Below are 26,865 nucleotides of genomic sequence, written 5' to 3'. Positions count from 1 at the left end.
TCCCGTTGTTACTCCTGGGGACCCGATCGGCGACGACGGGTGATCAGGAGGGCGGCGATGACCGCCGCGATGACCGCTGCGGCGATGGCCGCTGTCAGCAGGGCGGACGACGATCCGTCATCGCCGGTGCCGGCGGCCGCGGTGGGGTGGCCGGGGGCCGGGGCTGCGGAGGCGGAGACCGGCGGAGCAGGCGTGGTGGCGGACGTGCTGGGCGCCGGGCGGCCCGGAACGGCTGTGACCTTGAGGGTGGTCCTACCGGCGCCGATGGCCGGGAACGCGGACTCCGCCGCGATCTGCCAGGTGCCGGGCGGCAGCGGTACGGCGACGGTGTAGGTGCCCTGCGCCATGTCCAGCGGGGTGAGGGCCCACGGCCCGACCTGCCGGCCGTCCGCCGCCGTCGCCTGCAGCGTCGCGGCGACCTTCTCGTCCACGGGGTGGTGGTCCTCGTCCCAGGTGGCCGTGACCGTCAGGCGGCCCTCCGCATTGCCGGTGATCTCCAGGTGGATGGTGTCCCCGTGGGCGGACGCCGGGCCCGTGGGCAGCAGCGACAGCAGGGTGGTGAGGGCGATCAGCAGTGCGGCCGTGAGCGGCCGGAGCAGGCGGAGGGACGGGAGGGGCATCGGGGACCGGCTTTCGGGAGGATCGGGAGACACGGCGGGACGGGCGGCGGGAGGGCCCACAGGAGTGCCGACGGGCCCGCCCGGTGGGGCGGGCCCGTCAGTTCATGTGGTTCCGGCCGTCGTCAGGACGTGGACTGCTGGAACGTCCAGCGCTGCCAGGCCTGGTTGCCGGGCTGCTGCAGTTCCAGCAACGCCCCGCCGTAGTAGTCGCGGTTGCTCACGCCGAGGACGAGCGGGGAGCCCTTGACGCCGAGCGTGTAGCCGGTGGCGTTGGCAGTGATCTTCCACGCTTGCGACGCGGCGGTGCCGCACGGCTGCTGGGCGATCCACTGACCCGCGACCGGCTTCCCGCCGATCTGCAGGCACTTGCCGGAGACCGCGGACTTGACCCGGACGTAACCGCCGCCGACGTTCTCGAACAGCCACTGCTGGTTGGTGTAGCCGTGGCGCTGGTAGCCGATGAGCACCGCACCGTTGGCACGGGAGGCGCCGTACATGTCGGCGGCCTGTCCGGTGAAGCTGTTCAGCATCAGGTAGCGCTTGCCGGGCTCGACCGGGCCGGCCGTGGTTCCGCCGGCCGGCTGGGTACGGAACGCCGCCTGGCGACCGGGCGCGGAGACCTTGCCGTCCGCGCCGTGCACGGCTACGGCGACCTTGTACTGCGTGCCGGGCTTCAGGCTGACCACGCGCACGGTGGTGGCCTTGACGTTGCCGATGGCCTTCTGGTCCAGCAGCAGGTCGTACCCGGTGGCGCCGGAGGCCGGCTTCCAGGTGAGCACCGCGGAGTTCTGCGTCACCTGGCTCACGACGACATCAGGACCGGTCGTCGGGTTCGGGTCGGGCGTCGTGGTGGTCGGGTTCGGCGTCGGCCCGGTCGTCCTGGTGGGGGAAGGCGTCGGGCTCGGCGTCGGGTTGGGATTGGGGTTGCTGCCGCCGTTGCTGAGCAGGAACTGGTTGTTGGCGATGTTCCAGTGCGTCGTCAGATAGCTGCCCGGCTGCGGGTTGGTGTTGAAGTAGTCGTCGTGATTGCAGTCGAGCCGGTCGTCGCTGCTGCGGTTCGGGCAGTGGATCTGCATCTGCGGGTAGTACGGCGTGTCCGAGTAGCACATGATGTCCCACTCGTCCACGCAGTGGCCGCCACGGCTGGTGTGCGGGGCGCTGTTGTTGACCGCGCCGAGGTTGTGGCCGAGTTCGTGGGCGGGCGTCGAACCTCCCCAGCAGCCGGAGTCCGTCCGGCCGTAGGAGGGGCCGAAGTTGCTGGAGTTCTCCGGGCCGGGACGCTCGTCGCCCGCGAAGCTGCCGATGCCGCAGTAGACGTTGGAGTCCGCGAAGATCATGTACTTGCGGTCGCGGCGGTTCAGGCCCTGGGCCGCCAGCGCCTGGTTGGTGGCGCTGAAGTCCTGCATCGCGGAAGCCGGCACTTCGAGGTTGAGTACCGCGACGGTGCAGTCGGACTCGGTGACGTAGCGGATGTGCCGCACACCGCCGGTCTCCGTCGCGCTCGCGTTGTAGATGACGTCGGAGTCGTGCGCCCATTTCTTGAACGAGGGAAGGTACTCGGCGAACCGGTTCGCGCCGGGGCCGTGCGCGTAGACGACCTGGACGCGGTTGCCGGTCGACCCGTCGCCGTCACAGATCACGGCCGACGCCGCGTCCTGCGCCGCGGCGCTCTTGGCGGCGGTTCCCGTGGTGCCCGTCGAGGCGGGCGGCGCCGAGGCGATGGCCTTGCCGGGGTGGGCGGCGTCCAGCGTCGCGGGCACGTCCGAGAGCAACTCGGCGCCGCCCGGGGCCTTGCCGCCACCGGCCTTGGGTATGGAGGACACCACGGCCGCCTTGACGGCAGGAGGCGTGTCCTTGGTGATGTCCACGCCCTTGGGCGGTGAGTCGGGGCCGTGCGTGCACTGCTTGACGCCCTCGACCTCGAAGCCGCCGACACACGCACTGTCCTCGGGGGCGGCTTCCAGGCCCTTGTACACCATGCCCTTGCGCGGCTCGTCGGGCGGAACGTCGTCCAGCGCCTGCGGGGATGCGGAGTCCACCTGCTGGGTCGTGCCGCCGATGCCGCCCGTGGTGGCGAGTGCGGTGACGCCACCGGCGACGAGCGTGGCGGAGGCCAGCGCGATGGCGAGGAGCGTCCGTCTCTTGGCCGCCGAGCGGCGCCGGTGCTCGCCTCGATCATTGAGCTGCAACAAGTTCATCCCATCCTTGGGTCTGGACTGCGTTGCGGCGGGACACTGCCACATCGAACGCCCGTTCATCCACACGGATTTCGTTGCTATAGGAGGGGCGAAAGGTGCCGATGGGGCGCCGAATGGCCGAACTGACGCACGGTCACGGACGAGGAGTCTCTGCTGCGCCTCGGTATTGCAGTGACATTGCACTGGAGGTCTAGACCTCTGGAAACCGAATCCCGGCGACATTTCGGCGGCGGAACCTTCACAGGAACATGAGGTCGGCTTTAGGAATCCTTATGCTCCGCCGAAACCGCGACCGCGGAGTGGCGTGAGTGCGATCGGCGGAGGGAACGTCACCCCACGCGCACCGGGCGTCAGTTGAACGTAGCGCATCGCGCCGCAGGATGCGGCTGGTTCGATACCGTTCGGTAACTTGGTTGTTCCAGAGGGTGATAAACATGCTGCGAGACTGCTCGGGCGTCCGGGGGTGGGAACCGCCCGGCCGGACGCCGTACAGCCTTGTGCCCCCGTTGCGTTTCCCGACAAAGCGGTCAGCGGCCCGGTGATCCCGGCCGCCGCTGGTGGGCACGGCGGTGCAGCCCTGGTGGGCGCCGCGCCGAGCATCGCGCGACCGGGCCCGCCGGCCGGCAGTCGTCCGAGGCGCGTGCGCGAAGGCGCCGTCGCCGTCCGCTGAACGACCGGAAGGGCCATGTCGATGTCCACCAGGGGTACCGCGTCCGTGGGGAAGCAGCACTTGGGGCACAGGTCGTATCCCGGCTCGCGGGACACGGCCGCGCCGGAGGCGTCCGGCTCCCCGGAAGTCCGGATCGCGGCGGGACCGCCGGGCAGGACCCGGGACGGCCGGCTGGAGGAGTTACCGGGCCGCGCGCATCCGGCCGTCGACGCGGATTTCGCATCCGCCCGGAGCGCCGTGCAGAGCGCCGTCCACGGCGCCACCCCGGCCGGAGGTCAGGGGGAGATACTGCGGCTCCCTTCTCCGCAGGGGGACAGGAGCGGCCCCACCCCGGTGGTGCGCGGCCTCGCCGAGGGTCTGCTGCGACAGCTTCCCCACCTGGTGGAAGAGCTCATGGAACTGACCGTGGGCAGGGGAGTACGGCATCTGGAGCTCGTACCAGGGTCCGAAATACGCCGTTCCCTCCACGAGAACGTCCTCGGGTTCCTGCGGATCCTCGCGGGGAAGCCGCCCGCCGACAGCAATCCGCTGGCCGTCCCGATGGCGTGGGGACACTACCGCGCCCAGGAAGGCGTGTCGGTCGAGTCCCTGCTCCGCGTCCACCGGCTGGCCACCCAACTGCTCTGGGAGAAGCTGTTCGACGAGGCCCGGGCGCTGTCCCCGGAAGTGCTGCAGCGGCTCCTCGACGAGAGCGGCCCCGTGTGGGATGCGCTCGACAGCTACTCGCAGGCTTTCGTCGAGGGGCACCGCGTGGCGGAGGCCGACGCCCAGCGCCGCAGCAGCGCACGCCGTGAGACGGTGATCGACGCGCTGATCGAGGGCCGCGGCGTCGAGCCGGTGGTCGCGGCCGAGGCGCAGGTGACTCTCGGCCTTCCCGCGCGCGGCCGGTTCGTCGTGATCACCATGGCCGACGAGACGGCGCCGAACGGGCAACACGACGCCGACGGCTTCGGGAGCGGGACGCCGCGCGCGCTGCGTCACGCCCTGCCCTCCCATACGGTCCTGGCCGTCTGGCGCAGGCGCACCGACCGGCACATCGGACTGCTGGAACTGGGCAGCACCTCGCTGGGGCGGCTGGTCGAAGCGCTCTCGTCCGGCGTGGGCCGGCGGGTGGGAATCTCCTGCGAGGTCGACAGTCTCTCCGACATCGCCACCGCCTACCACTGCGCCGAGACCGCACTGCAGACCCTGCCCGCGGCCACCGATGGCGTCGCTGCCTTCGACGACCACCTGCTGGAAGCCCTCGTGGTGACCAGTCCGCACGTCGCCCAGCGGCTGGCCCGCCACACCTTCGGAAGGCTGCTCGACTGCCCTCAGGAGGAACGCGACCTGCTGCTCGCGACCCTGGACGCCTGGTTCCGCGGCGGCTGCTCGGCAGCCAGGGCCGCCGACGAGCTGCACTGCCATCGCAACACCGTGCTCAACCGGCTGCGCCGCATCGAGACGCTCACCGGCAGCATGCTCGACGACGACCGGCACCAACTCGCCTGCCGGATGGCACTGGTGGCCGTGCGCTGCCCCTGAGCGCCCGGACGCGATGCGCCGCTCCTGACCTTTCCGATCTGGTGAACCGCTCCTGACCTGGTGCGTTGTGCTCGGCGCACAGCCGGGTCGCGGAAATCCGCAGCAGGCGGCCATCGACTCCGGCATCGGCGCACGCGACCCTGGAGGCGGGGGAACACGCACACGTGGCCGGCTTCACCGCCGGTTCATGGCCCGGCTTCCAGATGAGCGGCCGACCCTCTCGGGCCGACGGTCCCGTCCGCAACGCGGCAGACGGCAAGGACCCCGGCACGGCCCATGGTCCCCGAGTGCCTGCTGGGAGAGATGCTGTGACCGACGTATTCGTCGACTCGTTCGTCCACGCACTGGGCGAACGCAAAGCCCATGTCAGCGAGACCGGCGCCGCGGGGCACCTGATGTCCTCGGCGCAGGACCTGGAGTCGGCCGGTTTCCGCTGGCACCACGTCTGTGAACCGACGACCGGCGCCTACGACCTGGCGAGGAACGTCACCGCGCAACTCGCCGACTCCGGCCGGCTGGGCGACGTGGACGCGATCGTCTACGCGACGTGCCTGCCCGGCAACGGCAACGCCGGAGACCCGGCCGCGTGGGAGCGCAGCCGGGACGTGAAGCACCTCATGGACTTTCCCGCCGGCCGGCTGCAGGCCGACTTCGGGCTCGGGAAGGCCGTCGTCATCGGGCTCAACCAGCAGGCGTGCACGGCGATGCTGGGCTCCCTGCGGCTGGCCGGGGCGATGCTCCGGGCCGAGGAGGACTGGGAGCGGGTGCTGTGCGTGACGGCCGACCGCTTCCCGGAGGGAGCCCGTTACGAGCAGGCCTACAACCTCATCTCCGACGGCGCCGCAGCGTGCGTCGTCAGCCGGGAACCCGCCGCGTTCCGCCTGGTGACAGCACACCAGATCACCAACGGCGGCCTCGGACAGGCGGATGACGACGAGACGGTCGGCATGTACTTCGCGTACACCCACCGGCTGGTGCGCGAGACCCTGACCCGCGCCGGGCTGTCGGCCGCGGACCTCGACTGGGTCGTCACCCAGAACACCAACGACAAGGCCTGGCAGATCCTGGCCCGGCTGCTCGGGGTGGACGCCGGGAAGGTCTTCTTCTCGTCCATGCGGGACGTGGGGCACGTCATCTCCGCCGACAACATCATCAACCTCGCGGAACTCATCGCTTCCGGCCGGCTGCGGCCCGGTCAGTACGTCGCGCTCGTCATGGCCGGATTCGGTCTGAACTGGCAGTGCGTGATCCTGCAGGCCACCGAGTCCTTCGCAGCGTGAGCCGGAGGAGCGTCCGCGGCCGCAACGCCCGCGGCCGCAGCGTCCGGGCGGATCCGCCCGGACCGCCTGCCACCGGTACGCGAACCGACACGACACGTCAGATGAGGACAGTGTGAGTAGTACAGCGAATGCTCCGAAGCCCCGGCTCGCCGAGGCCATCGCCTCGCTCGGTGACACCGTGAGCAGGCTCAGCCACCTCTCGAAGCGCTCCTACCAGAACCCCTACATCACGCTGCGGCAGTGGCCGGCGGAGGTCCGGCCCGAGGATGACTGGTTCAGCTCACCGGAGTACGTGAGCCTGTACGGCACCCCGTTGTGGGACACGCTCGACGAGCCCGCCAGGCGGCGGCTGGCCTTTCACGAGGCCGTCAACTTCTACAGCCTCAACATCCACGGCGAGAAGGGCCTGATGCAGGGCCTGGCGCAGCGGCTGTACCGCAAGGACCTGGTGGACGTCTCGGAGTATCTGCACCACTTCCTCGACGAGGAGAACAAGCACAGCATCTACTTCGGCGGCTTCTGCACCCGGTACGCGAAGGTGTACCGGAGCCGTCAGTTCGCACTGGAGGAGACCCGTTCGCAGAGCGTCGAGGACTTCCTCTTCTTCGCCAAGACCATGATCTTCGAGGAGATCGTGGACCGCTACAACTGGGTCCAGGCCCGGGACGCCCGGTTGCACCCCGTGGCGCGGTTCATCAACGACAACCATCACGTCGAGGAATCACGGCACCTGGTCTTCGGCCGTCAGCTGGTCACCGCGCTGTGGGGAGCCTGCGTCCCCTCATGGGGCGACGACACGGTGGCCGACCTGCGCCGTCAGCTGGAGCAGTTCTTCGTCGTCAGCTGGCGCGAGTACTACAACCCCGACGTCTACGCCGACGCCGGGCTCGACGATCCCTGGGAGGTCGCCGAGCGGGCCTGGTCCGCACCGGCGCAGCGTGCCCACCGGCGTGCGGTGTCGACAAAGGTGCTGTCCTTCCTCACCGAGGCGGGGATTCTCGACAAGGAGCCGGCCGATGCGTTCTGACCAGGAGATCCGGGACCTGCTCAGGTCCTGGGTCCTCACCAAGGCCCCCGAGTTGTCCGCCGACGGCCTGACGGACCGGACGCCGCTGTTCGAGGAGCGGCATCTGAGGTCCGTGCACCTGCCGGAACTCCTGCTGCTCCTGGAACGGCTGCGCGCCGCACCGATCGAAGTGGAGGACCTGCGGCCCGGGGACTTCCGTGACATCCACACGATGGTGGACCGGTTCGGCGGAGCGGGGGTGACGCCGTGAAGCGCGCGGCAGCGGGCGCGGCCGGCTCCGAACGGCTCGCCGCTCTGCACGGTATCGGCCTTTCCTGGCAGCCGTCCGGGCAGGCGGCCCTGCGCGGCCCGCTGTTGCGGCTCGCCGAGGAGTGCGACCGCGCCTTCGTGCGGCTCGCCTCCCTCTGGGACGCGGAGGAGGAGCGGCACCCCGCGTCACTGCCCGCCGAACGGCTGCAGCAGGTCGGCTACCTCCGCTCCTTCCCGCACCAGGCGACCTTCGTGGCCCGGCTGAGCCCCGAGGAGCCGAACATCGACGCCTTCCTCACCGGCCCCGTCATGGACGAGGACGGGCGGGTCGAACTGTCCGGGCTCTCACCGGTCACCGAGGTCCTGACCCCTGCGGCCTGCTATCACCTCTACAGCGGCCATCAGGGCGAAGTGCTCGACCAGGCGCTGTACCTGACGACACGTAACATCTGTTTCCGGCAGGAGACGCACTACGTGCCGCTGCGGCGGCTGAGCAGCTTCACGATGCGGGAGATCGTCTGCGTCGGCACCGCCGCCGAGACGGTCGCCTTCCTCGACCGGGCCAGGACCGCCCTCGACCTGTTCTTCGGGCTGATCGACCTGGACCTGGAGTGGCTCACGGCGACCGACCCGTTCTTCCGGCCCGAGGACAACCCGCGCCATCTGCTGCAGCGCGTCCAGCCGGTGAAGTACGAGGCCACGTACGGCGGTGACCTGGCCATCGCCTCGGTCAACCGGCACCACGACCACTTCGGGTCCGGCTTCGGCATCACCCGCGACGGCCGGGCCGGCGACAGCAGCTGCCTCGCCTTCGGCCTCGAACGCTGGCTGTTCGCCCTCACCGACCGCCACGGCCTCGACCCCGCTTCCTGGCCCGCCCTGGAGGACGCGGCGACGACGGTCCTGGCGAAGCTGCGGGGAGGGGCGGAGTGAGGGGAACCACGGTCATCACCGGCGCGGACGGCTACCTGGGCCGCCGGCTTGCCGCCGCACTGCTCGACGACGGGGACGACGACCTGATCCTGGCCGTCCGTGCCGCCTCCGCAATCGAACTCGACAGCAAGTGGGAGCGGCTGGCGGAGGAACTGGGACCGGACGCCGCAGGGCGTACCCGGTGTGTGGCGGCGGACGTCCGCCACGACAGCCTGCTGTCCGACGTCGATCCGGGTGTGGTCACCCGCATCGTCCACGGGGCAGCCGTCACCCGCTTCAACGTCGAGCGCGATATCGCCGCCGACATCAACGTGGCGGGCGCCGTTCGGCTGCGGGCCTTCGCGGGACGGTGCGAGAACCTGCAGCGGTTCGCCCTGCTGTCCACGCTGTACGCCGCAGGCAGCCATCAGGGCGACATCGCGGAGGAGCGGCTCCCGGACGCCGGCTTCGTCAACCACTACGAGTGGTCGAAGTGGGCGGCCGAGGAACAACTCCTGGGCGCGGCAGGGGAGATGCCGGTCTCCGTACTGCGGCTGCCCACGGTCATCGCCGACGACGACAGCGGGCACGTCACGCAGTACAACGTCTTCCACAACACGCTCAAGCTCTTCCACTACGGGCTGCTGTCGCTGCTGCCGGGGGACGAGAAGACCCCGCTCTCCCTCGCGACGGCCGCCTTCACCGTCTCCGCGGTCACCCGCCTGCTCGATCCCGCGGTCGCCGACGGTGTCTACCACGTCTGCCCCGACCCGGCGCGGACGCCGACCCTCGGGGAGCTCGTCGACCTCGCCTTCAGCGTCTTCGAACGAGACTCGGGATTCCGGCGGCGGGGCCTGATCCGGCCCGTCCCCTGCGACCGGGAGAGCTTCGACGACCTGCTGCACGCCGCCACCGGGCTGCGCGCCGGGCCGCTCCACCAGTCACTCGCGTCGGTCTCACCCTTCGCCGCCCAGCTCTATCTGCCGAAGACGTTCCGCAACGAAGCGCTGCGCGCGGCCTGGCCCGCGTACGCGGCCCCCGATCCGTACGCGCTGACCGAGGCCACCTGCACCCGGCTGGTCACCTCGAAGTGGGGCCGCCGGCCCGAGGAGACATCGTGACCCTTTCCGAGAACGACCTGTGGCTGCTGAGCTACTACCGCTCGTCCGAGATCAACGGTGCCCTGTTCTTCGGCCGGGTCGCCCGCACCCTGCGCGGCGGCCCGCTCCAGGCGAACGTGACCCACCACTTCGCCGACGAGGCCAACCACGCGAAGTACTGGACCCGTTGCATCGAAGACCTCGGTCACCCGGCGACGAAGTTGTCCGGCAGTTACCAGGACCAGTATCTGGAGGCCGTCGGCCTGCCCGCCAACCTCATGGAGGTCATGGCGGTCACCCAGGTCTTCGAGAAGCGGGTGATCGCCCAGTACCGCCGCCATCTGCGGGCCGGGGACACCCATCCGCGGGTCCGGCGGACCATCGAGACGATCATGGAGGACGAGCGCTGGCACGTGAAGTACGTCAGGGACGCCCTGGAGGAGATGGCGGGCCGGTACGGCCAGGAGTACATCGACTCCACCCTGGCTCGCTTCACCGCGGCCGACGAGGAGGTCTACGCGAAGACCCTCGCGGAGTACGGCGAACGCATCTCGTTCCTGGGCGGCCCCGAGCTGCCCTTCGAAGATCCGCCCTTCGCCGAGGGCACGCCGTGACCAGCCCCGCGGCGAACCCGGTCCGAGGCGGAACGACGGTGCTTGCCGTATGGACCCGGCGACCGCTGGCTCCCGCCGCGCTGACCGGGCCGGAGAGCGCGCGGTTCGCCGCACTCACCGGCCGGGTGCAGCGGGAGCAGTGGCTGATCTCCCGGCATGCCCTGCGCACCCTGCTCGGGGTACTGGGGCTGCCGGCCGACACGACCGCCTACGCCTTTCCGCACCGCCGTCTGTCGCTCTCCCACATCGGGGGAGCAGCCGTGGCCGCGGGTCTGGCGGTTCCGGCCGGGGGTGTGGTGGGGGTCGGGGTCGATCTCGAAACGGCCCGCGACGCGCGCCGGGAGACCGCGCGCTTCTTTCTCGACGAACGCGAACGCTCCTGGCTCGACACCGTTCCCGAGAGCGCCCGCGCCGCAGAACACGTACGGCTGTGGACGGTCAAGGAGGCGCTGTACAAGGCAGATCCGGCCAACCGGCACACCGTCCTTCTCGACTACACCACCGACGACCCCGCGGCCGGCTCCGGCCGTGCCCGGCGGCGTCCGCCGCACGACACCGCCTTCGGCTACACCGCCGCCCGGTTCGGTGATGCCCGGCTGTCCGTGGCCGTGGCCGCGGCCTTCCACCGTCCCCCGATCACCTCCGTAAGGACCTCAACCGTGCCCTCCGTCACCTTCGAGGACGTCGCCCACCGCATCAGCGCGACGCTTTCCGTTCCCGTCGACACCCTGACGCCCGAGACGAACCTGCGGGACCTCGCCGCCGACAGCTTCCTGCTCGTCGAGATGGCCGTCGACCTGCAGGAGGAGTTCGACGCGCTGTTCACCCAGGCCGACCTGCGGGAGGTGACCACCCTGGGGCAACTGGCGGGGCTCGTGGGCGCGCAGCCCTGACCCGGAGCAACCGCGTACTTCTCCGGCCGGCACGCAGGCGGCCCCCGCTCGCCCGCCCCACCCGCCCGAACCCTCCTGACCATCCGACCCACCGGAGTGCGCCATGTCGCAGCGTCTGAGCCAAGCCCTCCACCGGTTCCGCGGACCCCTGCTGGCCCTCTGGCTGGTGGCGCTCGTCGCCGCCGCCATCGCGGCGCTGCCGCTGGCCGACCGGCTGAGCGGCGGCGGGTGGTACGTACCCGGATCGGACTCGTCGAAGGCGGTGCAGTCGATGCGGTCGGGATTCGCCGACCGCGGCGCCAGCAACCTCACGCTGGTCGTGACGGACGAACGGAACGTCGCCGGCAGCCCGGAGTTCGACCGGCGGATGAGCCAGGTCATGCGAGAGGTCACCGCTGACAAGCGGCTGGAGACGACGGGCAGTTACGGCTGGCTCACCCTGTCCGGACACTCCCGGCAGGAGTTCGTGGGCAAGGACCGCCGGACCGCCGTCACCATGGTCGGGCTGGCGCTGGACGACGGGACGGCCCGTCGCGTCCTGCCGGATGTGCAGCAGGAGATCGACCACCGCTACGCGCCCCAAGGGCTGCGGGTGTCGATGGTCAGCGCCGGAACGTTCTGGGGCGAGATCAACAAGCTGAGCGCGGAAGGTCTGCAGAAGGCCGAGCTCATCACCTTCCCGCTGGTGCTGCTCATCCTGCTGCTGCTCTATCGCGGTGTCGTCGCGGCCGTGGTCTCGTTCGTGGTCTCGGTGACCGCGATCGTCCTGACCTTCGGGGTGATGTCCGTACTCGCCGCGCACATCGAACTGTCGATCTTCGTCCAGAACGCGGCGACCATGATCGGCCTCGGGGTCAGTGTCGACTACTCGCTCTTCATCATCTCCCGGTACGTCGACGAGCTGACCGCGGGACGCGATCGCACCACAGCGCTGGCGACAGCCCTGCGCACCAGCGGACGAACCGTCCTCTTCTCGGGGCTGATCGTCGTTCTCGCCATGTCCAGCCTCTTCCTGGTGGACCTCAACGTCATACGGTCCATCGCGCTGGGCATCGTCGTCGTGGTCGCCTTCGCCACCCTGGCGAGCGTCGTGGTCCTGCCCGTCGTCCTGCACCTGATCGGCGACCGCATCCTGTGGGGGCGGCTGCCCATGCAGCGGCGCACATCAGGGGAGAAGGGCCGGTCGACGGGGGAGCATCGCCGGACGGCGGGGGAACGGGGGCACCGCTGGGGGAGTGTGGCGCGCCAGATCATGCGCCGCCCCGTGCTGTTCCTGACGCTGGCGAGCGCCGCCCTGCTGGCGCTGGCCGTCCCCTCGATGGACCTGCACACCTTCACCCCCGACGCGCGGATCGCGCCCGCCTCGTCCCCCGTCCGCCAGGGGTTCGACGCCGTGCGGGAGCAGTTCGGGCCGGGCAGGGCCTCACCCCACCAGATCGTCATCACCTCGCGGACCGCGCTGTCCGCGTCACCCGACGCCGGGAGGGTCACCGCGCTCCAGGAGCAGCTTCTCCGGCTGCCCCACGTCACCGCGGTCAGCTCCCCGCTGGACGTCCTGCGCACCGTCAGTCCCCAGCGCCCGCTGGCGGGGCTGGACCCGGCGGTGTTCTCGCGGCTGCCCGGCGACGCCCGCGGCACCGTCGACCACTACGTCTCCGCCGACCGCCGGACGATCGTGCTGGAGGTCGTCGGGGACGACTACGCCTCCGCCGACCGGTCCCGCGCGCTGCTGGCTGCCGTCCGCTCGGCCGCGGCCGGGACCAATGCCCCCGGCCTGCATGCGGTGGTCGGCGGCGAGACCGCCGAAGGCGCCGACGCCAACACGGCGATCGGGGACGCCCTGCCCGAGGTCGTCGCGGTGATGCTGGCGGTCCTCTACCTGATGCTGCTGGTCACCTTCCGGTCCCTGCTGCTCCCGGTGAAGGCCATCGCGATCAACATGCTGTCGCTCGGCGCAACCTACGGTGTGCTGGTCCTGGTCTTCCAACGTGGCCTGGGCGCCGCCCTCTTCGGCTTCGACCAGTCGGACCATCTCCAGAACTTCGTCCCGATCCTGCTGCTGGCGATCCTGTTCAGTCTCAGTACCGACTACGAGGTCTTCCTGCTCCGCCGCATCCGCGAGGAGCACGACGCGGGCGCGGACAACACGACTGCCGTGGCCACCGGAATGGCCCGCACCGCGCCTCTGATCTCCGGGGCCGCACTGCTGATGGTCGCGGTGTTCGGGGCCTTCGCGCTGACCGGCATCATGCCGATCCAGCAGCTCGGCCTCGGTCTCGCACTGGCGATCGCCCTGGACGCCACCGTCATCCGGCTCATCGTCGTGCCCGCCGCCATGCGGCTGATGGGCCGGTGGAACTGGTGGCTGCCGGGCCGGCGCCCGACCCCGGCCACCGCATCCGCATCCGCATCCGCAAGAGCGCCCGAACCCTCGGACGCCTCGGAGCCGTCGGGCCGCGCGTGAACCCGATCCCTATCTGCCCTTGTGCCCCTGTGCTGTTCTTCGAAAGGACACCTAACCCGTGGACAAACCCGCCCTCTTCCTCCTCCTGCTGAACTTCGCCGTCATCGGAGCGCTCCCCAGAGTCTTCTTCCGGTCCGACGGCCGCTTCAACCTGAAGTGGTGGCTGACAGCGCTGCCCTTCGGCCTCAGCCCGCTGTTCGTCGCCGGGTCCACGGCTCTCGGCTGGGAACCGATCACCCCGGACTCCTGGCGCACGGGGCTGACTCTTGTGGCGGTGGCGCTGAACGCCGTCTCGATCGCCCTGATCTTCCTGACCCTGGGCACCCACCGGATCCCCGTCGCGCTGTGGCACCAGGAGAACGACGACCCGCGCCACATCGTCACCCACGGTGCCTACGGCATGATCCGGCACCCGTTCTACGCCGCGTTCCTCCTGGCGTTCCTCAGCGGGGCCGTGCTCTTCCCGCACGTGATCACTCTGGCGCTGTTCTGCTACGGGTTCGCCGCGCTCAATGCGACGGCCGCTCAGGAGGAACAACGGCTCAGCGGGTCGGAGTTCGGGCCGGAGTACCGGAGGTACGTCGCGATGACGGGGCGCTTCGTGCCTCGTCCGGGCAGGTCCGCGCCGGCGGAGACCGGCCGGGTCGGGGGCTAGCCGTGGCCGTCCTCCCGCCGCTCACCGCCTGGCTGACCGACCCTCACGCCGGGCGGGGTGTGCGCTTGGCCGACGACTCGGGCGGCTGGACCTACGTCCCCTATCCGGAGCTCGCGGCCGCCGCCCGCCGGGCCGCCGCCGGGATGCGGTCGGCCGGCGTCCGCCCCGGTGACGTCGTGTGCCTGCTGATGCCCACCGGCCTGCCCTGCCTGGCCGCGCTCTTCGGCGTCTGGGCGGTCGGCGCGACGATCTCCCCGCTGCCACCGCCCTCGTTCCAGACCGATGACGCGTACGTCGAGCACATCGTCGCCGTCCTGGAACAGGCCGCACCCGCCCTGGTGATCGCGAGCGGGGAGTTCGGTGATCTGGCCGCCCGCGCGATGACCCGGGCGGGGCTTCCCGGCCGGCCGTGGACGCCGCAGGAGATCACAGCCGAGGCCGTACCCGATGGGGTCGTACCCGAAGGGCCCGGATCCGAGGCGCACCGGCCGGTGGCTCCGCCCGCCGAGTCCATCGCCCTGCTCCAGTTCACCTCGGGCTCCACCGGCCGGCCACGCGGGGTGCGGGTCTCCTGGCGGAACCTCACGGCGAACCGTGCCCTGCAGAGCCGTCTGATCGGATGGAAGGACGGCGACGGATTCGCCTCCTGGCTGCCGCTCCACCACGACATGGGCCTGATCGGCTGCTGCCTCTTCCCGGTCGCCTCGCAGAGCGACCTGTGGCTGATGCGCCCGGACCAGTTCATCCGCGACCCGGCCCGCTGGCTGGACTGCTTCGCGCCCGGCCGGGCGGCGCACTCGGCGGCGCCGTCGTTCGCGTTCGCCTACGCGGCCCGGCGTGTCCGGCCGCGGCGGCTGGACGAACTGGACCTGTCCGGCTGGCGCAGTGTCTGCGTCGGCGCCGAGGCGGTCGACCCGGCGGCGCTCTCCGCCTTCGCCCGGTTCGCCGCACCGGCCGGGTTCTCCCCGGACGCGTATGTGCCGTCCTACGGCCTGGCCGAGAACACGCTCGCGGTGACGGGCGCCGCGGCACCGCTCGTGATCGTGCGTCCCGACTGGGCCGCGCTGCGGATGGGCCGGGAGGTGACCGTCGAAGACACCGCCCGCTTGGGTGACGGGGAGGTCGAGCCGGGCTCCGGCTGGCTGGTCGGCCACGGCTTCCCCCAGGACGGGGACGGCGTCGCCGTCCGGATCCTCGACGAGGACGGCGCCCCGGTCCCGGCAGGCCATCTCGGGGAGATCGCCGTGTCCGGCGCCTCGGTGGCGCCGGGTTATCACGCGGGACGGGAGGGCGGTCCGGATTCCACCCGCTTCCTCGAGGGTGAACTCCGCACCGCGGACGCCGGTTTCCTGCACGACGGCCAGCTCTTCGTCCTGGGCCGGATGGGCGACAGCCTGAAACTCCGCGGGCGCAGCGTCTACGTCGACGACCTCGACGCGAAGGTCGCGGCGGCCGCCGGGCTGGACCGGGACCGCGCGGCGGTGGTGGCTCTCAACGATCGCGGCCGGGCCGGGGTCGCCGTCTTCGTGGAAGCCGCCCCCGGCCCCTGGACGGAGAAGGTGACCGAGATGCTGCGGGCCGAACTCGGTCCCGAGCCCGCCCTCACCCTCGTCGCCGGCCGCCGCGGGCTGCTCAAGCGCACCACCAGCGGCAAGCTGCGCCGCCGTCATATGTGGCAACTGCTTCAGGAGGGCGGTCTCGAGGCGGTGACGACCAGGTTGTGACGATCAGGCTGTGACGGACCCCGCCTCACCCGGGCGGGGTGCTCCTCCGACGTCGTGTCACGGAACTTGATCGACGGGACGTCAGAAGCGGACCAAAGCACCCTATAAAGGGATACTCTCCCCTCGGATGGCACCAGGACTGCTACCGATGGAGAGCGATGCCAGCGAATCAGCGCACCACCGGCGCGACCGTGCGGCAGGTCGTGGGGAATCCCAAGATCTGGGCCTTCCCGGCGACCATCATCGGGCTCGTCGCCCTGCTGCTCTCCCTGGTCTACATGGGCGGCATCCTCGACCCCAGCGGCAATCTGCACCACATGCCCATCGGCCTGGTCAACGCCGACCGGGGCGCCGTGGTGGCGGGGCAGCCGATGAACCTGGGCCGGCAGGTCACCGACGGGATCGCCGAAGCGGCCAAGTCGCAGCAGCAGGCGTCGTGGCGGCAGCTCGACGCGGCGGGCGCCCGGGACGGACTCGCCTCCGGGAAGCTCTACGGCGTCCTCGAGGTGCCGGACGGCTTCACCGCGGCCGTCGGCGCGCTGGGGGCACCGACCGGGCAGCAGCCGGCCCGGCCGACGATGTCGGTGCTGACCAACCCAGGGGCAGGCAGTCTGGCCTCCTCACTGGCGAGTTCCATCTCCCAGCAGACGGCGCACGCGGCATCGGCGCAGCTCGGCGCGTCGCTCATCGAGCGGCCGCGCCCCGGGGGCGGCGCGATGACCAACGCCGAACGGCTTCTCCTGCAGGACCCCGTGACGGTCAAGGTCTCGGTCGGGCATGCCATCGGCTCGCACAGCGGGCTGGGCCTGACCGCCTTCTACTACACCCTGCTCCTGGTCCTGTCCGGGTTCCTCGGGGCGAGCGTGATCAGCAACAGTGTCGACGTCGCCCTCGGTTACGCGGCCAGCGAGCTCGGGCCGGTGCGCACCCAGCGGCCCACCGTGCCGATCACCCGGACCCGGACGTTCATCGTCACGTGTGTGATGTCGCTGGGGCTCTCCGCGCTGACGTCGAGTCTGATCATGCTGGCGACGGTGGTGATCCTGGGTATGGACGCGTCCCATCTGCCGCTGCTGTGGGTCTTCTCGTTCTGCGCGACCGCCGCGGTGGGGCTCGGGGTCCAGGCCCTGCTTGCCGCCTTCGGTGGGATCGGACAGCTGGTCAGCATGTTCGTGTTCATCGCGCTGGCCCTGCCGTCCTCGGGCGCGACCATTCCACTGCAGGCGCTCCCCAGCTTCTACCGCGTGCTGTCCGAGTTCGAACCCATGCGGCAACTCGCCGACGGTGTAAGGGCGATCATGTATTTCGGCGCCCAGGCCGACGCCGGACTCACGCGTGCGTGGATCATGATCGCGGTCGGCTCGATCGCGGCCCTGGCCTTCGGGTTCGCCATGACCGGCTACTACGACCGCAAGGGCCTGCACCGCATCGTTCCCGAACACGCCTGAGATCGTTCCCGAACACGTCTGAGGCCCTTCGGCGGCCGTCAGTTCACCAGCGGTGAGACCGGCCGCTCGAAGAAGGTCTCCAGCGAGACCGTGGCCTGGGTGCCGCTGACGCCTTCGATGGCGTAGAGCCGTCGGAGCACGTCCTGGAGGTGCACCGTGGTGGCGGTGCGCACCTTCACCAGCACCGAGGCGCTGCCCGCGATGATGTGCGCCTCCTGGATCTCGGCGATGGCGGCGAACGCCGCGCCCGACTCGCCCATCCAGGCCGACGACTCGACCATGACGAAGGCGAGCACACCCTGCCCGAGGGCCGCCGGGTCCACGTCCACCGTCGTCCGCCGGATGATGCCGCGCTCGCGCAGTTTCCGCACCCGCTCGTGCGCGGCGCCGGCCGACAGGCCGACGGCCTTGCCGAGGGCGGCATAGGCCTGCGTGGCGTCCTGCTGGAGCAGTGCGACGAGTTCACGATCAATGTCATCCACGCTTGCCACCATACCTCATTCTGCGATATTCATACGAGACAGGATGTAGTTCGGTCTCAAGCCTCAAAGGTGTGATCATGTCTTCTATCGCCCGCCCGTCGATATACGAGATTCTGGATGATCGCTTCCGCACCGGACGCTGTGCGAACGGCGACGAACGGCTCGAGAAGCTGTACGAGGACTGCCGTTGGGCCGAGGGCCCGCTCTATCTGCCCGCCTGGCGGCAGCTGATCTGGAGCGACATCCCCAACGACCGCATGCTGCGCTGGGACGAGGCGACGGGCGCGATCAGCCTCTTCCGCTCGCCGGCCGGCCACAGCAACGGCAACACGCTCGACCGCCAGGGCCGCCTGATCAGCTGTGAGCAAGGCAACCGCCGTGTCAGCCGGACCGAGCCGGACGGGACGCTGACCGTCCTCGCGGAGCGCTTCGAGGGCAAGCGGCTGAACAGCCCGAACGACGCGACCGTGAAATCCGACGACTCGATCTGGTTCTCCGACCCCGACTTCGGCATCACCAGCGACTACGAGGGCCACCGGGCGGACAGCGAGATCGGTGCGTGCAACGTCTACCGGGTGGACCCGGTGACCGGGGAGGTCCGCCTGGTCGCCGACGGCTTCGGCGGCCCGAACGGTCTCGTCTTCTCGCTCGACGAACGGCAGCTGTACGTCTCCGACACCCGCGCGGGCCAGATCCGCGTGTTCGACGTCCGCGAGAACGGCACCCTCTCGGACGGCAAGGTCTTCGCCGAGGCGACCGACGGCATCAGCCGCTTCGACAACATCCGCTTCGACGGCGAGGGCCGTCTGTGGGCCGCGGCCATGGACGGCGGAGTGCACTGCTACGACCCGGACGGGACGCTGATCGGCAGGATCGCGGTCCCCGAGGCGGTCTCCAACATCGCCTTCGGCGGCCCCAAGAACAACCGGCTGTTCATCACCGCGACCACGACGTTGTACTCGCTGGTGATGTCGGTGACGGGCGCACCGCGGACCCGGCGCGTCTGAGCCCACCCCGCCGGGCCGGCGCGTCCGACCGTCGCGCGCCGGCCCGGACCCTCGTCGGCGACGGCAGCCGGCGTGCGCGTCCACCCGGCCCCACGAGGGCTCTGTAGAGGGCAGAATCGATCTGCGGTGTGTCGGCAGGGGTGCGGGCAGAGGCAGTTCGCGGACCGCGTCGTTCGAGGGGGCGTGCCAGCAGTGATCGTGTTCAACTCCACCGGCCAACTCACGCTGCACTACGAGGCCGAGCTGACCGCAGGCGTCCGTGAAGGGCACGCTGTGATCGCCGTGACCCCTCCGGCCGATCTCCTCTCCGCCCCCGCACCGGCCTACATCCTGCAGGTGCGCCGCTACGCCTGCCCTCTCACCTCGATGCGGCTCCGCACGTCCTCGGCGGAACATCCCCTCGAAGACGTTCAAGCCGTGGTACTGCCGGACGAACCGCGCGAGCACCGCTACCTGCTGCCCCCGTGGCCCACCGCGGGTGCGCTGGAGTACCACCTCACCTGGGCACAGGATCCGGCGGGACCGGCGGTCGGAGACGCGCCGGAGGAACGGGTGCTCTTCCTCGTCCGCCTCCTCGCCGAGGACCGCCAGGGCGACACCCAGGTCCTGGAGCACGGGCGGATCGCGGTCACCTGGACGGATCCCGCTCCCGCCGGTGCCAGCCCGCTCGCCGGTCCTGGCGACGGCCGCACCCTGCCCGCGCCGTTGCGGGAGGCCGTCGACGATCTCGTACAAGCCGATGCGGAACCGGTGCCGGGCTGCTCGCACTGCGCGATGCTCTGGGAACTGCGCCTGTTCGAACAGGCCGAACGCGTGAGAGAATTGGCCGAAGAACACCACGATGCCGCGGTCGGTGACTGGGTGGCGCGCTGGCTCCCTGATCCACAGGACGCCTTCCGTGAGTTCATCAACCCGTGCCGGTGCGTCCGCGCCCGGCTGGGTGCCCGCCCGGACCCCGCTGACCTGTGGTGGTCGGCGGACCCGGCCGCCCGGCAGCGCCTGGACGCCGAGCTGCGGGAGCGCCTCGTCGCAGCCCGCCGCCGTCACGTCATCCACTACCTCCGCACCATCAACGCCGCCCCGCCGAGCCCCTGACGGCCGGGAGTGCAGGCCGGGTCGCCGGATTCCGCCGCCGATGTCATGGACGGCGACCGGCCAACGCCGACCCATCGGCACGGCTGCCACCAGCGACTATCCCGTCGTATCCGGCCTCCCCCGCCGACCTCGCGGCACCATCCGCGCCCGCTGAAGATCGCCGCCAACAGCTGCGTGGGGCAGGGCTGGCAGAGGTACACCGGTGGCGCTGGGATAATGGGGGCTGACAGCCTCGTACTCGCGCGCTGCCTGACCGTCGACCCAGCACCGGGCCACTGATCCATCGGAGAGACCATGACGACCCCGACCCCGGTCGCCGCTACCACCACCGGCCGCTGATGGGCGCGCTGGAACCCGTCGCCCTGGTGCTCGACGGCTATATCGAAGACGCCCCCGTCCCGGCGCCCGGTGACGAGTACGGGGCGACGGCGGCGTTCCGGCTGATCCACTCGCCCACCGACCACGCGGCGGACGAGATGGTGCTCCCGTGCCTGGTGACGGATCCCGCCCTGGTCAGGACCGCCCTGGAGGATCTGGAAGAGGGCGACCTGCTGCGGGTCGAGGGCGTGCTGATGCTGCCCGGCGGGAGCCCCGACGGCGTGCTGCGGCTGCGGGTGGAAGCTCTTGAGGTGCTGTCGCCCGCCCCGATACGCGAGATCGAGCCCGACACGGTCGACCGGTATGGCCCGTACGTCATCGTCAGCGGCAGCACCCACAGCACCGGCGCCGACCCGGTCCAGATGTGGACCGACGCCGGAGCCTGGGTCGGCATCGCCCCCGGCCCCGCTGCCGTTCAGGACATGATCACCGCGTACGAGGCCCGCACCAACGGCACGTGACACGGGCCGCCTCCCGCGGGGTTTGCGCCAACGGTGGGCGGCGTCCGCAGGTCGGAGACCGAAGGCGCCGCCCTCGATCATTCGGGTCTTGGCCATGAAGGTCGCGATCGTCCGCTTCACCCCTGCATCAGCTCCTGCACCAGGCGTGCGGTGACGTCGAGTCCGGCCCGGCCCAGCAGCGCGGCGATCCGATCCGGCGGCAGCAAGTGGGAGGCGTAGGACACCGGATGGCCTCCGTACGCCCGCGTCGGCCGTAGCTCCTCGTCCTCGCCCACATGGCCGGCCACCATCAGCCGGCCGCCGGGCGCGAGTGTGCGCCGGAACTCGGCGAACACGACGGGCAGCAACGCCGGTGGCGTGTGATGGGTGGAGTAGTAGGCCAGGATGCCGCCGAGCTCGTGATCCCGGACGGGCAGCGCGGTCATCGACCCCACCGTGAACTGCAGCCTCGGGTATGCCTGCCGGGCGAGCTCGATCATCTTCGGGGAGAGGTCGAGACCGAAGGCGGGCACTCCCAGCTCCGCCAGGTGCGCCGTGACCTTGCCCGGGCCGCATCCGAGGTCCGCGACCGGCCCGAGGCCGGCCGCCCGCGCGACTTCGGCGAACGCGGTCAGCATGGCGCGGGACAACGGATCGAGCTCCGCCGGGGTCTTGACGATCTCCGCGTAGTCGGCGGCGACGGTGTTGTACGACTCCCGGACCGCGGCGAGGTAGGAGGATTCGGTCACGGGGACGACCCTAGGGGAGGGCACCGACAGCCGGAGACCGGACAGACCGCGTCCAGCTCGGCGGACGATCGACGCGGTGCGGGTGCAGGCGCAACTGCGGCACTACATACGGCGCATCACGGCCACCACGCGGCCGAGGATCGTCGCGTCGTCGCCCGCGATGGGGGAGTAGGCGTCGTTGTGGGGATGGAGCCACGCGTGCCCGGCCTCGTCGCGCTTGAACCGCTTGACGGTGGCTTCGCCGTCGATCATCGCGGCGACGATGTCGCCGCTGGCGGCCGAGCTCTGACGGCGGACGGTGACCCAGTCCCCGGTGACGATGGCCGCGTCGATCATGGAGTCGCCGACGACTTCCAGGGCGAACAGCTCCCCCTCGCCCACCAGGAGCCGGGGCAGATCGAGCACGTCCTGGATGTCCTCCTGCGCGGTGATCGGAATCCCGGCCGCGATCCTGCCGATGAGCGGCACGCGTGCGGTCGCCGTACGGCCGGCCGGCCGCGTGGTGCGGGAGTCCTCCGGGAGCACGTAGGCGCGTGGTGTGTGGGGGTCTCTGCGCAGGGCGCCTTTGCGCTCCAGCACCATCAGCTGATGGGCGACCGAAGAGGTACTCGACAGGCCCACGGCCTGGCCGATCTCCCGCATCGACGGCGGGTAGCCGGTGCTGTCGATGAAGTCGCGGATGGTGGCGACGATGTCGGCCTGCCGGGTGGTGAGTCCGTCGTAGTTGCCCGGGGCGCCCGGCGGTCGGCCGGGGCGCCCTGCTGTCTTGCGGTTGTCCATGGTCCGCGCGCCCTCCCTCGCTGGTGATCATGGTGAGAGAAGCACAGTAACCCGGACAGACCGGGTAAGGGAACGACCTTTCGAATAACGCTGATGTGACGCGACGCCGTGCCGGCCGCCGGAAGTGCGGGCAGCCGGCTCCTCCGGGGCGACGAGCGGAGCGGCCAGGGGGGCGGAACCACCTCTGATACGTGGCTGACACAAATCCGCGCGGTGCCGGACGCAGAGCCTTGACCGGCTGGATGAGCGCGCGGGCAGGCCGCCCGGCACGAATCGATCTTCAGGTGACGTGATGCGACAGCGCGACAGCACACCGGCGGGACACCACGGCGGCTCCCCTGCCACGGTGCGTGTTCTGCTGGTGGAGGACGACGAATCGATCCGCAGGTCCGTCGGTATGGCGCTGGACCGCTACGGATACGAGGTGTCGGCGGCTCCTGACGGCCTGACGGGCCTGGAGATGTTCCGGGACGGGGAGCACGACCTGTTGCTCCTCGACATCATGCTGCCGCACCTCGACGGCATCGGACTGTGCCGCAGGATCCGCGAGACGAGCCAGGCGCCCATCCTGATGATGTCCGCCCGCGGCGACTCGATGGACGTGGTGGCGGGACTGGAGGCGGGCGCCGACGACTACATCGTCAAACCCGTCGACACCACCGTCCTGGTGGCGCGGATCCGCACCCTGCTGCGCCGGGCCACTTTCACCGGTCACCCCACGAGCGACGACCGGTCCGTCGACGACAGCGTCCTCACCTTCCGGAATCTCACCGTGAACACCCGCGGCCTGGACGTGCACGTCGACGGCCGTCCGCTCGCCCTCACACCCACCGAACTGCGGCTGCTCCTGGAGTTCGTGGCCGCGCCGGGCGTCGCTCTGCAACGGCAGACCCTGCTGCGCGAGGTGTGGGACTACGGCTGGGACGGCGACATCCGGGTGGTCGACCTCGCGGTACAGCGGCTGCGCAAGAAGATCGGCGCCGATCACATCGAGACCGTCCGCGGCTTCGGCTACAAGTTCCGGCGCTGACATGAGACAGACGACGGACCCCGCCGCCCCCGACACCCTTTCCGACCCCGCCCCCGTTCGCAGTGCGCTGCGACGCTTCGCCGATCCGCGATCCCTGCGCTGGAAGGTCGCCGCGGCGGCCTGCGCGATGGCGCTGGGCATCGGGATCCTGGTGCACCAGACAACCCAGAACCGCTCCCTGGGCATCGCGCGCGCCGGCGCCGTGGAGGACCTGGGCAAGGCCGAGACCGCGTTCCGGGCCGGGCAGCCCCCGCAGAGCCATCCGGCGACGGGCGCCTACTACCGGATGGGTGACGAAGTACCGGACGAGCTGCGGGACCGGATCGGTTCCGGTGCAGGCCCGGTCATCTGGTACGACACCCGGCACCCGCTCCGGGGGTACGCGATGTGGGCCGGAAGCCGCGTCAACGGCACGCTGCTGGCCGTCAGCGTGGACATGGGCGCCGAGCAGCGCAGCCTGGAGGCACTCGACCGGCACATGCGGTACGCGGCCCTGGCCATGCTCGCCGTCGTCGTGCCCCTCACACTCCTCGCCGCCGAACTGCTGCTGCGCCGGCTGCGCCGCATCGCCGGCACCGCCCGCCGCATCAAGCGCGGCGACCTCGACGCGCGGACCGCGGGCCGCGGTCATGACGAGATCAGCGAGATCTCCTCGGCCGTCGACCTCATGGCGGATGCCCTGCGGGAACGGCTGCGTGGCGAACAGCGCTTCACCGCGGACGTCGCCCATGAACTGCGCACCCCGCTCACCGGCCTCGTCACCTCCGCCTCCCTCCTCCCGGAGAGCGAGCCCACCGACCTGGTGCGCGACCGCGTCCAGGTGCTCCGCGCCCTGGTGGACGACCTCCTGGAGATCTCCCGGCTGGACGCGGGAGCGGAGCGGGCGGACGCCCAACCGGTGCCGCTCGGCGAGCTGGTGACCGATTCCCTGCGACGTACGGGTTTGGAGACGCGGGTCTCGGTGACGGGTGATCCGGTCACCGCGACCGATCCGCGCCGCCTCGACCGGATCGTCACCAACCTGATCCTCAACGCGCACCGGCACGGTGGACCGCCGGTCGAGGTCACGGTCGACGGCACGACGATCGTCGTACGCGACCAGGGTCCCGGCTTCCCCCCGGAGCTCATCGCCCACGGACCACAGCGCTTCCGTACAGGAGCCGCGGAGCGCGGGCACGGCCACGGGCTCGGCCTCACCATCGCCCTCGGCCAGGCGCGCGTCATCGGTGCCCGCCTCACCCTGGCCAACGCCGACCCGCACGGAGCCGTCGCCACCCTCGAACTGCCGGACCAGGACGGCTGATCGGCAGTGACCGGTCGAGGCGTCGGTTCGAGGCGTCGGCCGTCCGGCGTCCGTGGAGCGGCTGGGGCTACGCGCCCGGATCGCTGTCGATGCGCCCCAGCAGGTCGAGCAGGGTGGTGCGGTCGGTGGGGGACAGGGCGGCGAAGCACGTGGCGAGGACTTCGTCGGCGATCCGATGCCCTGCCGCCAGGGTCTCTTCGCCGGCGGGGGTGAGGTAGTGCTCGATGCGCCGGCCGTGGCCCGGCCTGCGCTCGATCAGGCCGAGGGCCGCCAGCCGGCCGGCGAGCGTCCCGAACGCCTGCTCGCTCTGGAACGTCGCCGCGGCCAGTGGCCGGGCCGCGGCTCCGGGCGTGCGGCTGATCGCGCGGAGGGCGTCCCACTGGGCCAGCGTCGTACCGGCGGCGGCGAGCCGGCTCTCGAGTGCCCGGTGCTGCTTGTACTGGGCCTGCTTCACCGCTCTTCCAAGGACCTGCAGTTCATCGGGCATGGACTCAGTCTAGAGCATGACCAAGCTTGTTTATATAAACATCCTTAGTTAGAGTGAGAGCATGCCAACGAACCACACGGTTGCCGTGTACCCCGACCTGTCCATCACCCTCGCCGAGGCCGGCTCCGGCCGCCCCTGCCTGATCCTGCACGGTGGCGGGGGGCCGGCCACGGTCGCCGGACTCGCGGACCACCTCGCACCGACCATGCACACCATCACGCCCACCCACCCCGGCTGGAACGGTGCCCCTCGCCCCGCGTGGCTGACCGGTATCGACGATCTCGCCCTCGCCTACCTGCACTGCCTCCAGGACCTCAAGCTCCGCGACGTGCTCGTCATCGGCTCCTCGCTCGGCGGCTGGACCGCCGCCGAAATGGCCGTGCGCGACACCGCGGGACTCATCACCGGACTGGTCCTGATCGACGCCGCCGGAGTGCACGTCGAAGCCGAGCCGATAGTCGACTTCTTCGCGCTCGACGCCGCCGGCGTCGCCGAATACGCCTGGCACGACTCGGACCGCTTCTACGTCGACCCCGCCGACGTCCCAGCCGAGCGACTCGCGCTTCAGCAGGCCAACATGGCCACCATGCGCGAACTCGCGGGCGACCCCTACATGCACGACCCCAAACTGCTCCGCCGCCTGCGGCGCGTCGACGTCCCCACGCTTCTGCTCTGGGGAGAGAGCGACCGCGTCGTCACCCCTGCCTACGGCGAGGCGTACGCCGAAGCCTTCGGCAACGGCCGGCTCCAGATCATCCCCGAAGCAGGTCACCTGCCGCAGCTGGAGCAGCCGGCAGCCACCTTCGCGCTGATCGACGCCTACCGTCGCTGATACGTCGGCAACCGGGGTCCGTGTACCCGGAGTTGATCTCGACGGCGCCAGGCGGAAAGTCTCGTTTCCCGCCTGACCGCCCCCCGCCCGGGGAAGGATGTCGCACAACCGCACGGGTCGAGGGGGAGGACGGAGAATGGGGATCTTCGGGCGCAAGGGACGGCCTGCGGACACACGGCCGCTGGACACACCGCAGGACGCACCACGGGACACACCGCAGGACGGGCCCCAGGACGCACGCCCTCAGTCGATGTCGCAGGACACCCGGCCCCAGGGGGCGCTGCGGCCGGTGGGGCCGCAGGACGCACCCATGCCCGGCGGTGATGACGACGACGGGTCCCGCTGGATCTACGAGGTCGCGGGGGAGTACTCGTCGGAGACCTGGGCGCCACGGGAGTCGATCCGCCGCTGGTGGCGGGTGGACCGTGACGGTAACGAGCTCGAAGGGCCCGTGGAGAACGAGAACTTCGGGCCCCCGCAGAACGACCTGCGCCGCGCGACCGACCCCGACGGCCCGCTGAGCTGGCTCCCCGACCCGGAGGCGACGGTGCGCGGCTGGCTGTCGGTCGCGCTCGACCGGATCGGCGAGGGCATCGAGGTGCACTGGCTCCAGGTCACCGGAACACCGCTGGTCCTCGCCGGCCACGACGTCTCGGACTTCGCCCCGCCCGACTTCGACGGCACCCCGCCGCCGCGCATCGGCGTCGCCGTCCCGGTGGGCTTCGGCGCTCAAATGGCCGGGCATTCCCTCACGGTGCTGTGGGGCCTGCTGCTCTGGGTGACGGTCAGCGAGGATCCGGCCGCCGACCCCAAGCAGAACGTCTGGCTACGCCACGAAGTCGACGCCGAGCGTGCCGACGAGCTCCTGCGTATCGTCCTCCAGGCGCCGGACATACGTTTCTGA

Annotated in this window: 25 protein-coding genes; 19 read left to right on the top strand and 6 right to left on the bottom strand. The window is 70.7% G+C overall.

Annotation, left to right across the window (positions count from 1 at the left end; genetic code table 11):
* Nucleotides 1-8 precede the first annotated feature (8 nt).
* Together C8250_RS03740 and C8250_RS03735 are read right to left on the bottom strand one after the other, a co-directional pair.
* Nucleotides 9-620 (bottom strand): hypothetical protein, encoded by a 612-nt coding sequence (locus C8250_RS03740; protein WP_138354574.1) that lies wholly within the window; start codon nucleotides 618-620, stop codon nucleotides 9-11.
* A gap of 122 nt (nucleotides 621-742) precedes the next feature.
* Nucleotides 743-2,818, bottom strand: coding sequence for an RICIN domain-containing protein (locus C8250_RS03735; protein ID WP_232485350.1), 2,076 nt, complete (start codon nucleotides 2,816-2,818; stop codon nucleotides 743-745).
* A gap of 691 nt (nucleotides 2,819-3,509) precedes the next feature.
* Here C8250_RS03735 and C8250_RS03730 point away from each other — a divergent pair.
* The 12 genes from C8250_RS03730 (at nucleotide 3,510) to C8250_RS03675 (ending at nucleotide 17,378) form a co-directional block, all read left to right on the top strand.
* On the top strand, nucleotides 3,510-5,012 hold the full coding sequence (locus tag C8250_RS03730) for a PucR family transcriptional regulator (RefSeq protein ID WP_187144720.1): 1,503 nt from the start codon (nucleotides 3,510-3,512) through the stop codon (nucleotides 5,010-5,012).
* A 308-nt stretch (nucleotides 5,013-5,320) separates the two neighbouring features.
* Nucleotides 5,321-6,292: a 3-oxoacyl-[acyl-carrier-protein] synthase III C-terminal domain-containing protein gene (locus tag C8250_RS03725; protein WP_164292524.1), complete on the top strand. Its 972-nt coding sequence runs from the start codon at nucleotides 5,321-5,323 to the stop codon at nucleotides 6,290-6,292.
* 112 nt (nucleotides 6,293-6,404) lie between these two features.
* Complete coding sequence (locus C8250_RS03720) at nucleotides 6,405-7,319, top strand: diiron oxygenase (RefSeq protein ID WP_138354577.1); 915 nt, start codon at nucleotides 6,405-6,407, stop codon at nucleotides 7,317-7,319.
* The gene (locus C8250_RS03715) at nucleotides 7,309-7,569 is read left to right on the top strand and encodes a hypothetical protein (RefSeq protein ID WP_138354578.1); all 261 of its coding nucleotides are present in this window, start codon (nucleotides 7,309-7,311) and stop codon (nucleotides 7,567-7,569) included. The genes C8250_RS03720 and C8250_RS03715 overlap by 11 nt, the downstream gene beginning before the upstream one ends.
* Nucleotides 7,566-8,501, top strand: coding sequence for a hypothetical protein (locus C8250_RS03710; protein WP_138354579.1), 936 nt, complete (start codon nucleotides 7,566-7,568; stop codon nucleotides 8,499-8,501). Before C8250_RS03715 ends, C8250_RS03710 begins: the two co-directional genes overlap by 4 nt.
* Nucleotides 8,498-9,601, top strand: a complete 1,104-nt coding sequence (locus C8250_RS03705; RefSeq protein WP_138354580.1) for an SDR family oxidoreductase — start codon at nucleotides 8,498-8,500, stop codon at nucleotides 9,599-9,601. Before C8250_RS03710 ends, C8250_RS03705 begins: the two co-directional genes overlap by 4 nt.
* On the top strand, nucleotides 9,598-10,194 hold the full coding sequence (locus C8250_RS03700; RefSeq protein ID WP_138354581.1) for a ferritin-like domain-containing protein: 597 nt from the start codon (nucleotides 9,598-9,600) through the stop codon (nucleotides 10,192-10,194). Before C8250_RS03705 ends, C8250_RS03700 begins: the two co-directional genes overlap by 4 nt.
* Nucleotides 10,191-11,087 (top strand): 4'-phosphopantetheinyl transferase superfamily protein, encoded by an 897-nt coding sequence (locus tag C8250_RS03695; RefSeq protein ID WP_187144719.1) that lies wholly within the window; start codon nucleotides 10,191-10,193, stop codon nucleotides 11,085-11,087. Before C8250_RS03700 ends, C8250_RS03695 begins: the two co-directional genes overlap by 4 nt.
* A gap of 103 nt (nucleotides 11,088-11,190) precedes the next feature.
* Nucleotides 11,191-13,551: an MMPL family transporter gene (locus C8250_RS03690; protein WP_138354582.1), complete on the top strand. Its 2,361-nt coding sequence runs from the start codon at nucleotides 11,191-11,193 to the stop codon at nucleotides 13,549-13,551.
* Between the two features lie 58 nt (nucleotides 13,552-13,609).
* Nucleotides 13,610-14,206, top strand: coding sequence for an isoprenylcysteine carboxylmethyltransferase family protein (locus C8250_RS03685; RefSeq protein ID WP_138354583.1), 597 nt, complete (start codon nucleotides 13,610-13,612; stop codon nucleotides 14,204-14,206).
* A 65-nt stretch (nucleotides 14,207-14,271) separates the two neighbouring features.
* Entirely contained in the window at nucleotides 14,272-15,930 is a 1,659-nt protein-coding gene (locus C8250_RS03680) for an AMP-binding protein (RefSeq protein WP_203218419.1), read from the top strand.
* Nucleotides 15,931-16,088: 158 nt separating this feature from the next.
* On the top strand, nucleotides 16,089-17,378 hold the full coding sequence (locus C8250_RS03675) for a DUF3533 domain-containing protein (RefSeq protein WP_138354585.1): 1,290 nt from the start codon (nucleotides 16,089-16,091) through the stop codon (nucleotides 17,376-17,378).
* 38 nt (nucleotides 17,379-17,416) lie between these two features.
* Here the strand turns inward: C8250_RS03675 and C8250_RS03670 are convergent, their stop codons facing one another.
* Nucleotides 17,417-17,860 (bottom strand): Lrp/AsnC family transcriptional regulator, encoded by a 444-nt coding sequence (locus C8250_RS03670; protein WP_138354586.1) that lies wholly within the window; start codon nucleotides 17,858-17,860, stop codon nucleotides 17,417-17,419.
* Between the two features lie 77 nt (nucleotides 17,861-17,937).
* Here C8250_RS03670 and C8250_RS03665 point away from each other — a divergent pair, with 77 nt between their 5' ends.
* From C8250_RS03665 to C8250_RS03655, 3 genes are all read left to right on the top strand, one after another.
* The gene (locus tag C8250_RS03665) at nucleotides 17,938-18,867 is read left to right on the top strand and encodes an SMP-30/gluconolactonase/LRE family protein (protein ID WP_138354587.1); all 930 of its coding nucleotides are present in this window, start codon (nucleotides 17,938-17,940) and stop codon (nucleotides 18,865-18,867) included.
* A 183-nt stretch (nucleotides 18,868-19,050) separates the two neighbouring features.
* Complete coding sequence (locus tag C8250_RS03660; protein WP_138354588.1) at nucleotides 19,051-19,962, top strand: hypothetical protein; 912 nt, start codon at nucleotides 19,051-19,053, stop codon at nucleotides 19,960-19,962.
* A 338-nt stretch (nucleotides 19,963-20,300) separates the two neighbouring features.
* Nucleotides 20,301-20,801: a hypothetical protein gene (locus C8250_RS03655; RefSeq protein ID WP_232485348.1), complete on the top strand. Its 501-nt coding sequence runs from the start codon at nucleotides 20,301-20,303 to the stop codon at nucleotides 20,799-20,801.
* A gap of 116 nt (nucleotides 20,802-20,917) precedes the next feature.
* Here C8250_RS03655 and C8250_RS03650 read toward each other — a convergent pair whose 3' ends face one another.
* Nucleotides 20,918-21,529 (bottom strand): class I SAM-dependent methyltransferase, encoded by a 612-nt coding sequence (locus C8250_RS03650; RefSeq protein WP_138354589.1) that lies wholly within the window; start codon nucleotides 21,527-21,529, stop codon nucleotides 20,918-20,920.
* 102 nt (nucleotides 21,530-21,631) lie between these two features.
* Nucleotides 21,632-22,309 (bottom strand): transcriptional repressor LexA, encoded by a 678-nt coding sequence (lexA, locus tag C8250_RS03645; RefSeq protein WP_138354590.1) that lies wholly within the window; start codon nucleotides 22,307-22,309, stop codon nucleotides 21,632-21,634.
* Between the two features lie 292 nt (nucleotides 22,310-22,601).
* Between lexA and cseB the strand changes: the two genes are divergently transcribed.
* Together cseB and C8250_RS03635 are read left to right on the top strand one after the other, a co-directional pair.
* Complete coding sequence (cseB, locus tag C8250_RS03640; protein WP_138354591.1) at nucleotides 22,602-23,339, top strand: two-component system response regulator CseB; 738 nt, start codon at nucleotides 22,602-22,604, stop codon at nucleotides 23,337-23,339.
* A gap of 127 nt (nucleotides 23,340-23,466) precedes the next feature.
* Nucleotides 23,467-24,642: a HAMP domain-containing sensor histidine kinase gene (locus tag C8250_RS03635; RefSeq protein WP_232485361.1), complete on the top strand. Its 1,176-nt coding sequence runs from the start codon at nucleotides 23,467-23,469 to the stop codon at nucleotides 24,640-24,642.
* 67 nt (nucleotides 24,643-24,709) lie between these two features.
* On the opposite strand, the gene C8250_RS03630 is transcribed toward C8250_RS03635, so the two are convergent.
* Nucleotides 24,710-25,129, bottom strand: a complete 420-nt coding sequence (locus C8250_RS03630) for a MarR family winged helix-turn-helix transcriptional regulator (RefSeq protein WP_138354593.1) — start codon at nucleotides 25,127-25,129, stop codon at nucleotides 24,710-24,712.
* 61 nt (nucleotides 25,130-25,190) lie between these two features.
* Here C8250_RS03630 and C8250_RS03625 point away from each other — a divergent pair, with 61 nt between their 5' ends.
* Entirely contained in the window at nucleotides 25,191-25,961 is a 771-nt protein-coding gene (locus C8250_RS03625; protein WP_138354594.1) for an alpha/beta hydrolase, read from the top strand.
* A gap of 250 nt (nucleotides 25,962-26,211) precedes the next feature.
* Nucleotides 26,212-26,865, top strand: a complete 654-nt coding sequence (locus tag C8250_RS03620) for a hypothetical protein (RefSeq protein WP_138354595.1) — start codon at nucleotides 26,212-26,214, stop codon at nucleotides 26,863-26,865.

The organism is Streptomyces sp. So13.3, from assembly GCF_005860785.2.
Taxonomy (GTDB): domain Bacteria; phylum Actinomycetota; class Actinomycetes; order Streptomycetales; family Streptomycetaceae; genus Actinacidiphila; species Actinacidiphila fildesensis.
Note: the sequence above shows the minus strand (reverse complement) of the source record. Positions and strands in the feature narration are given on the sequence as shown.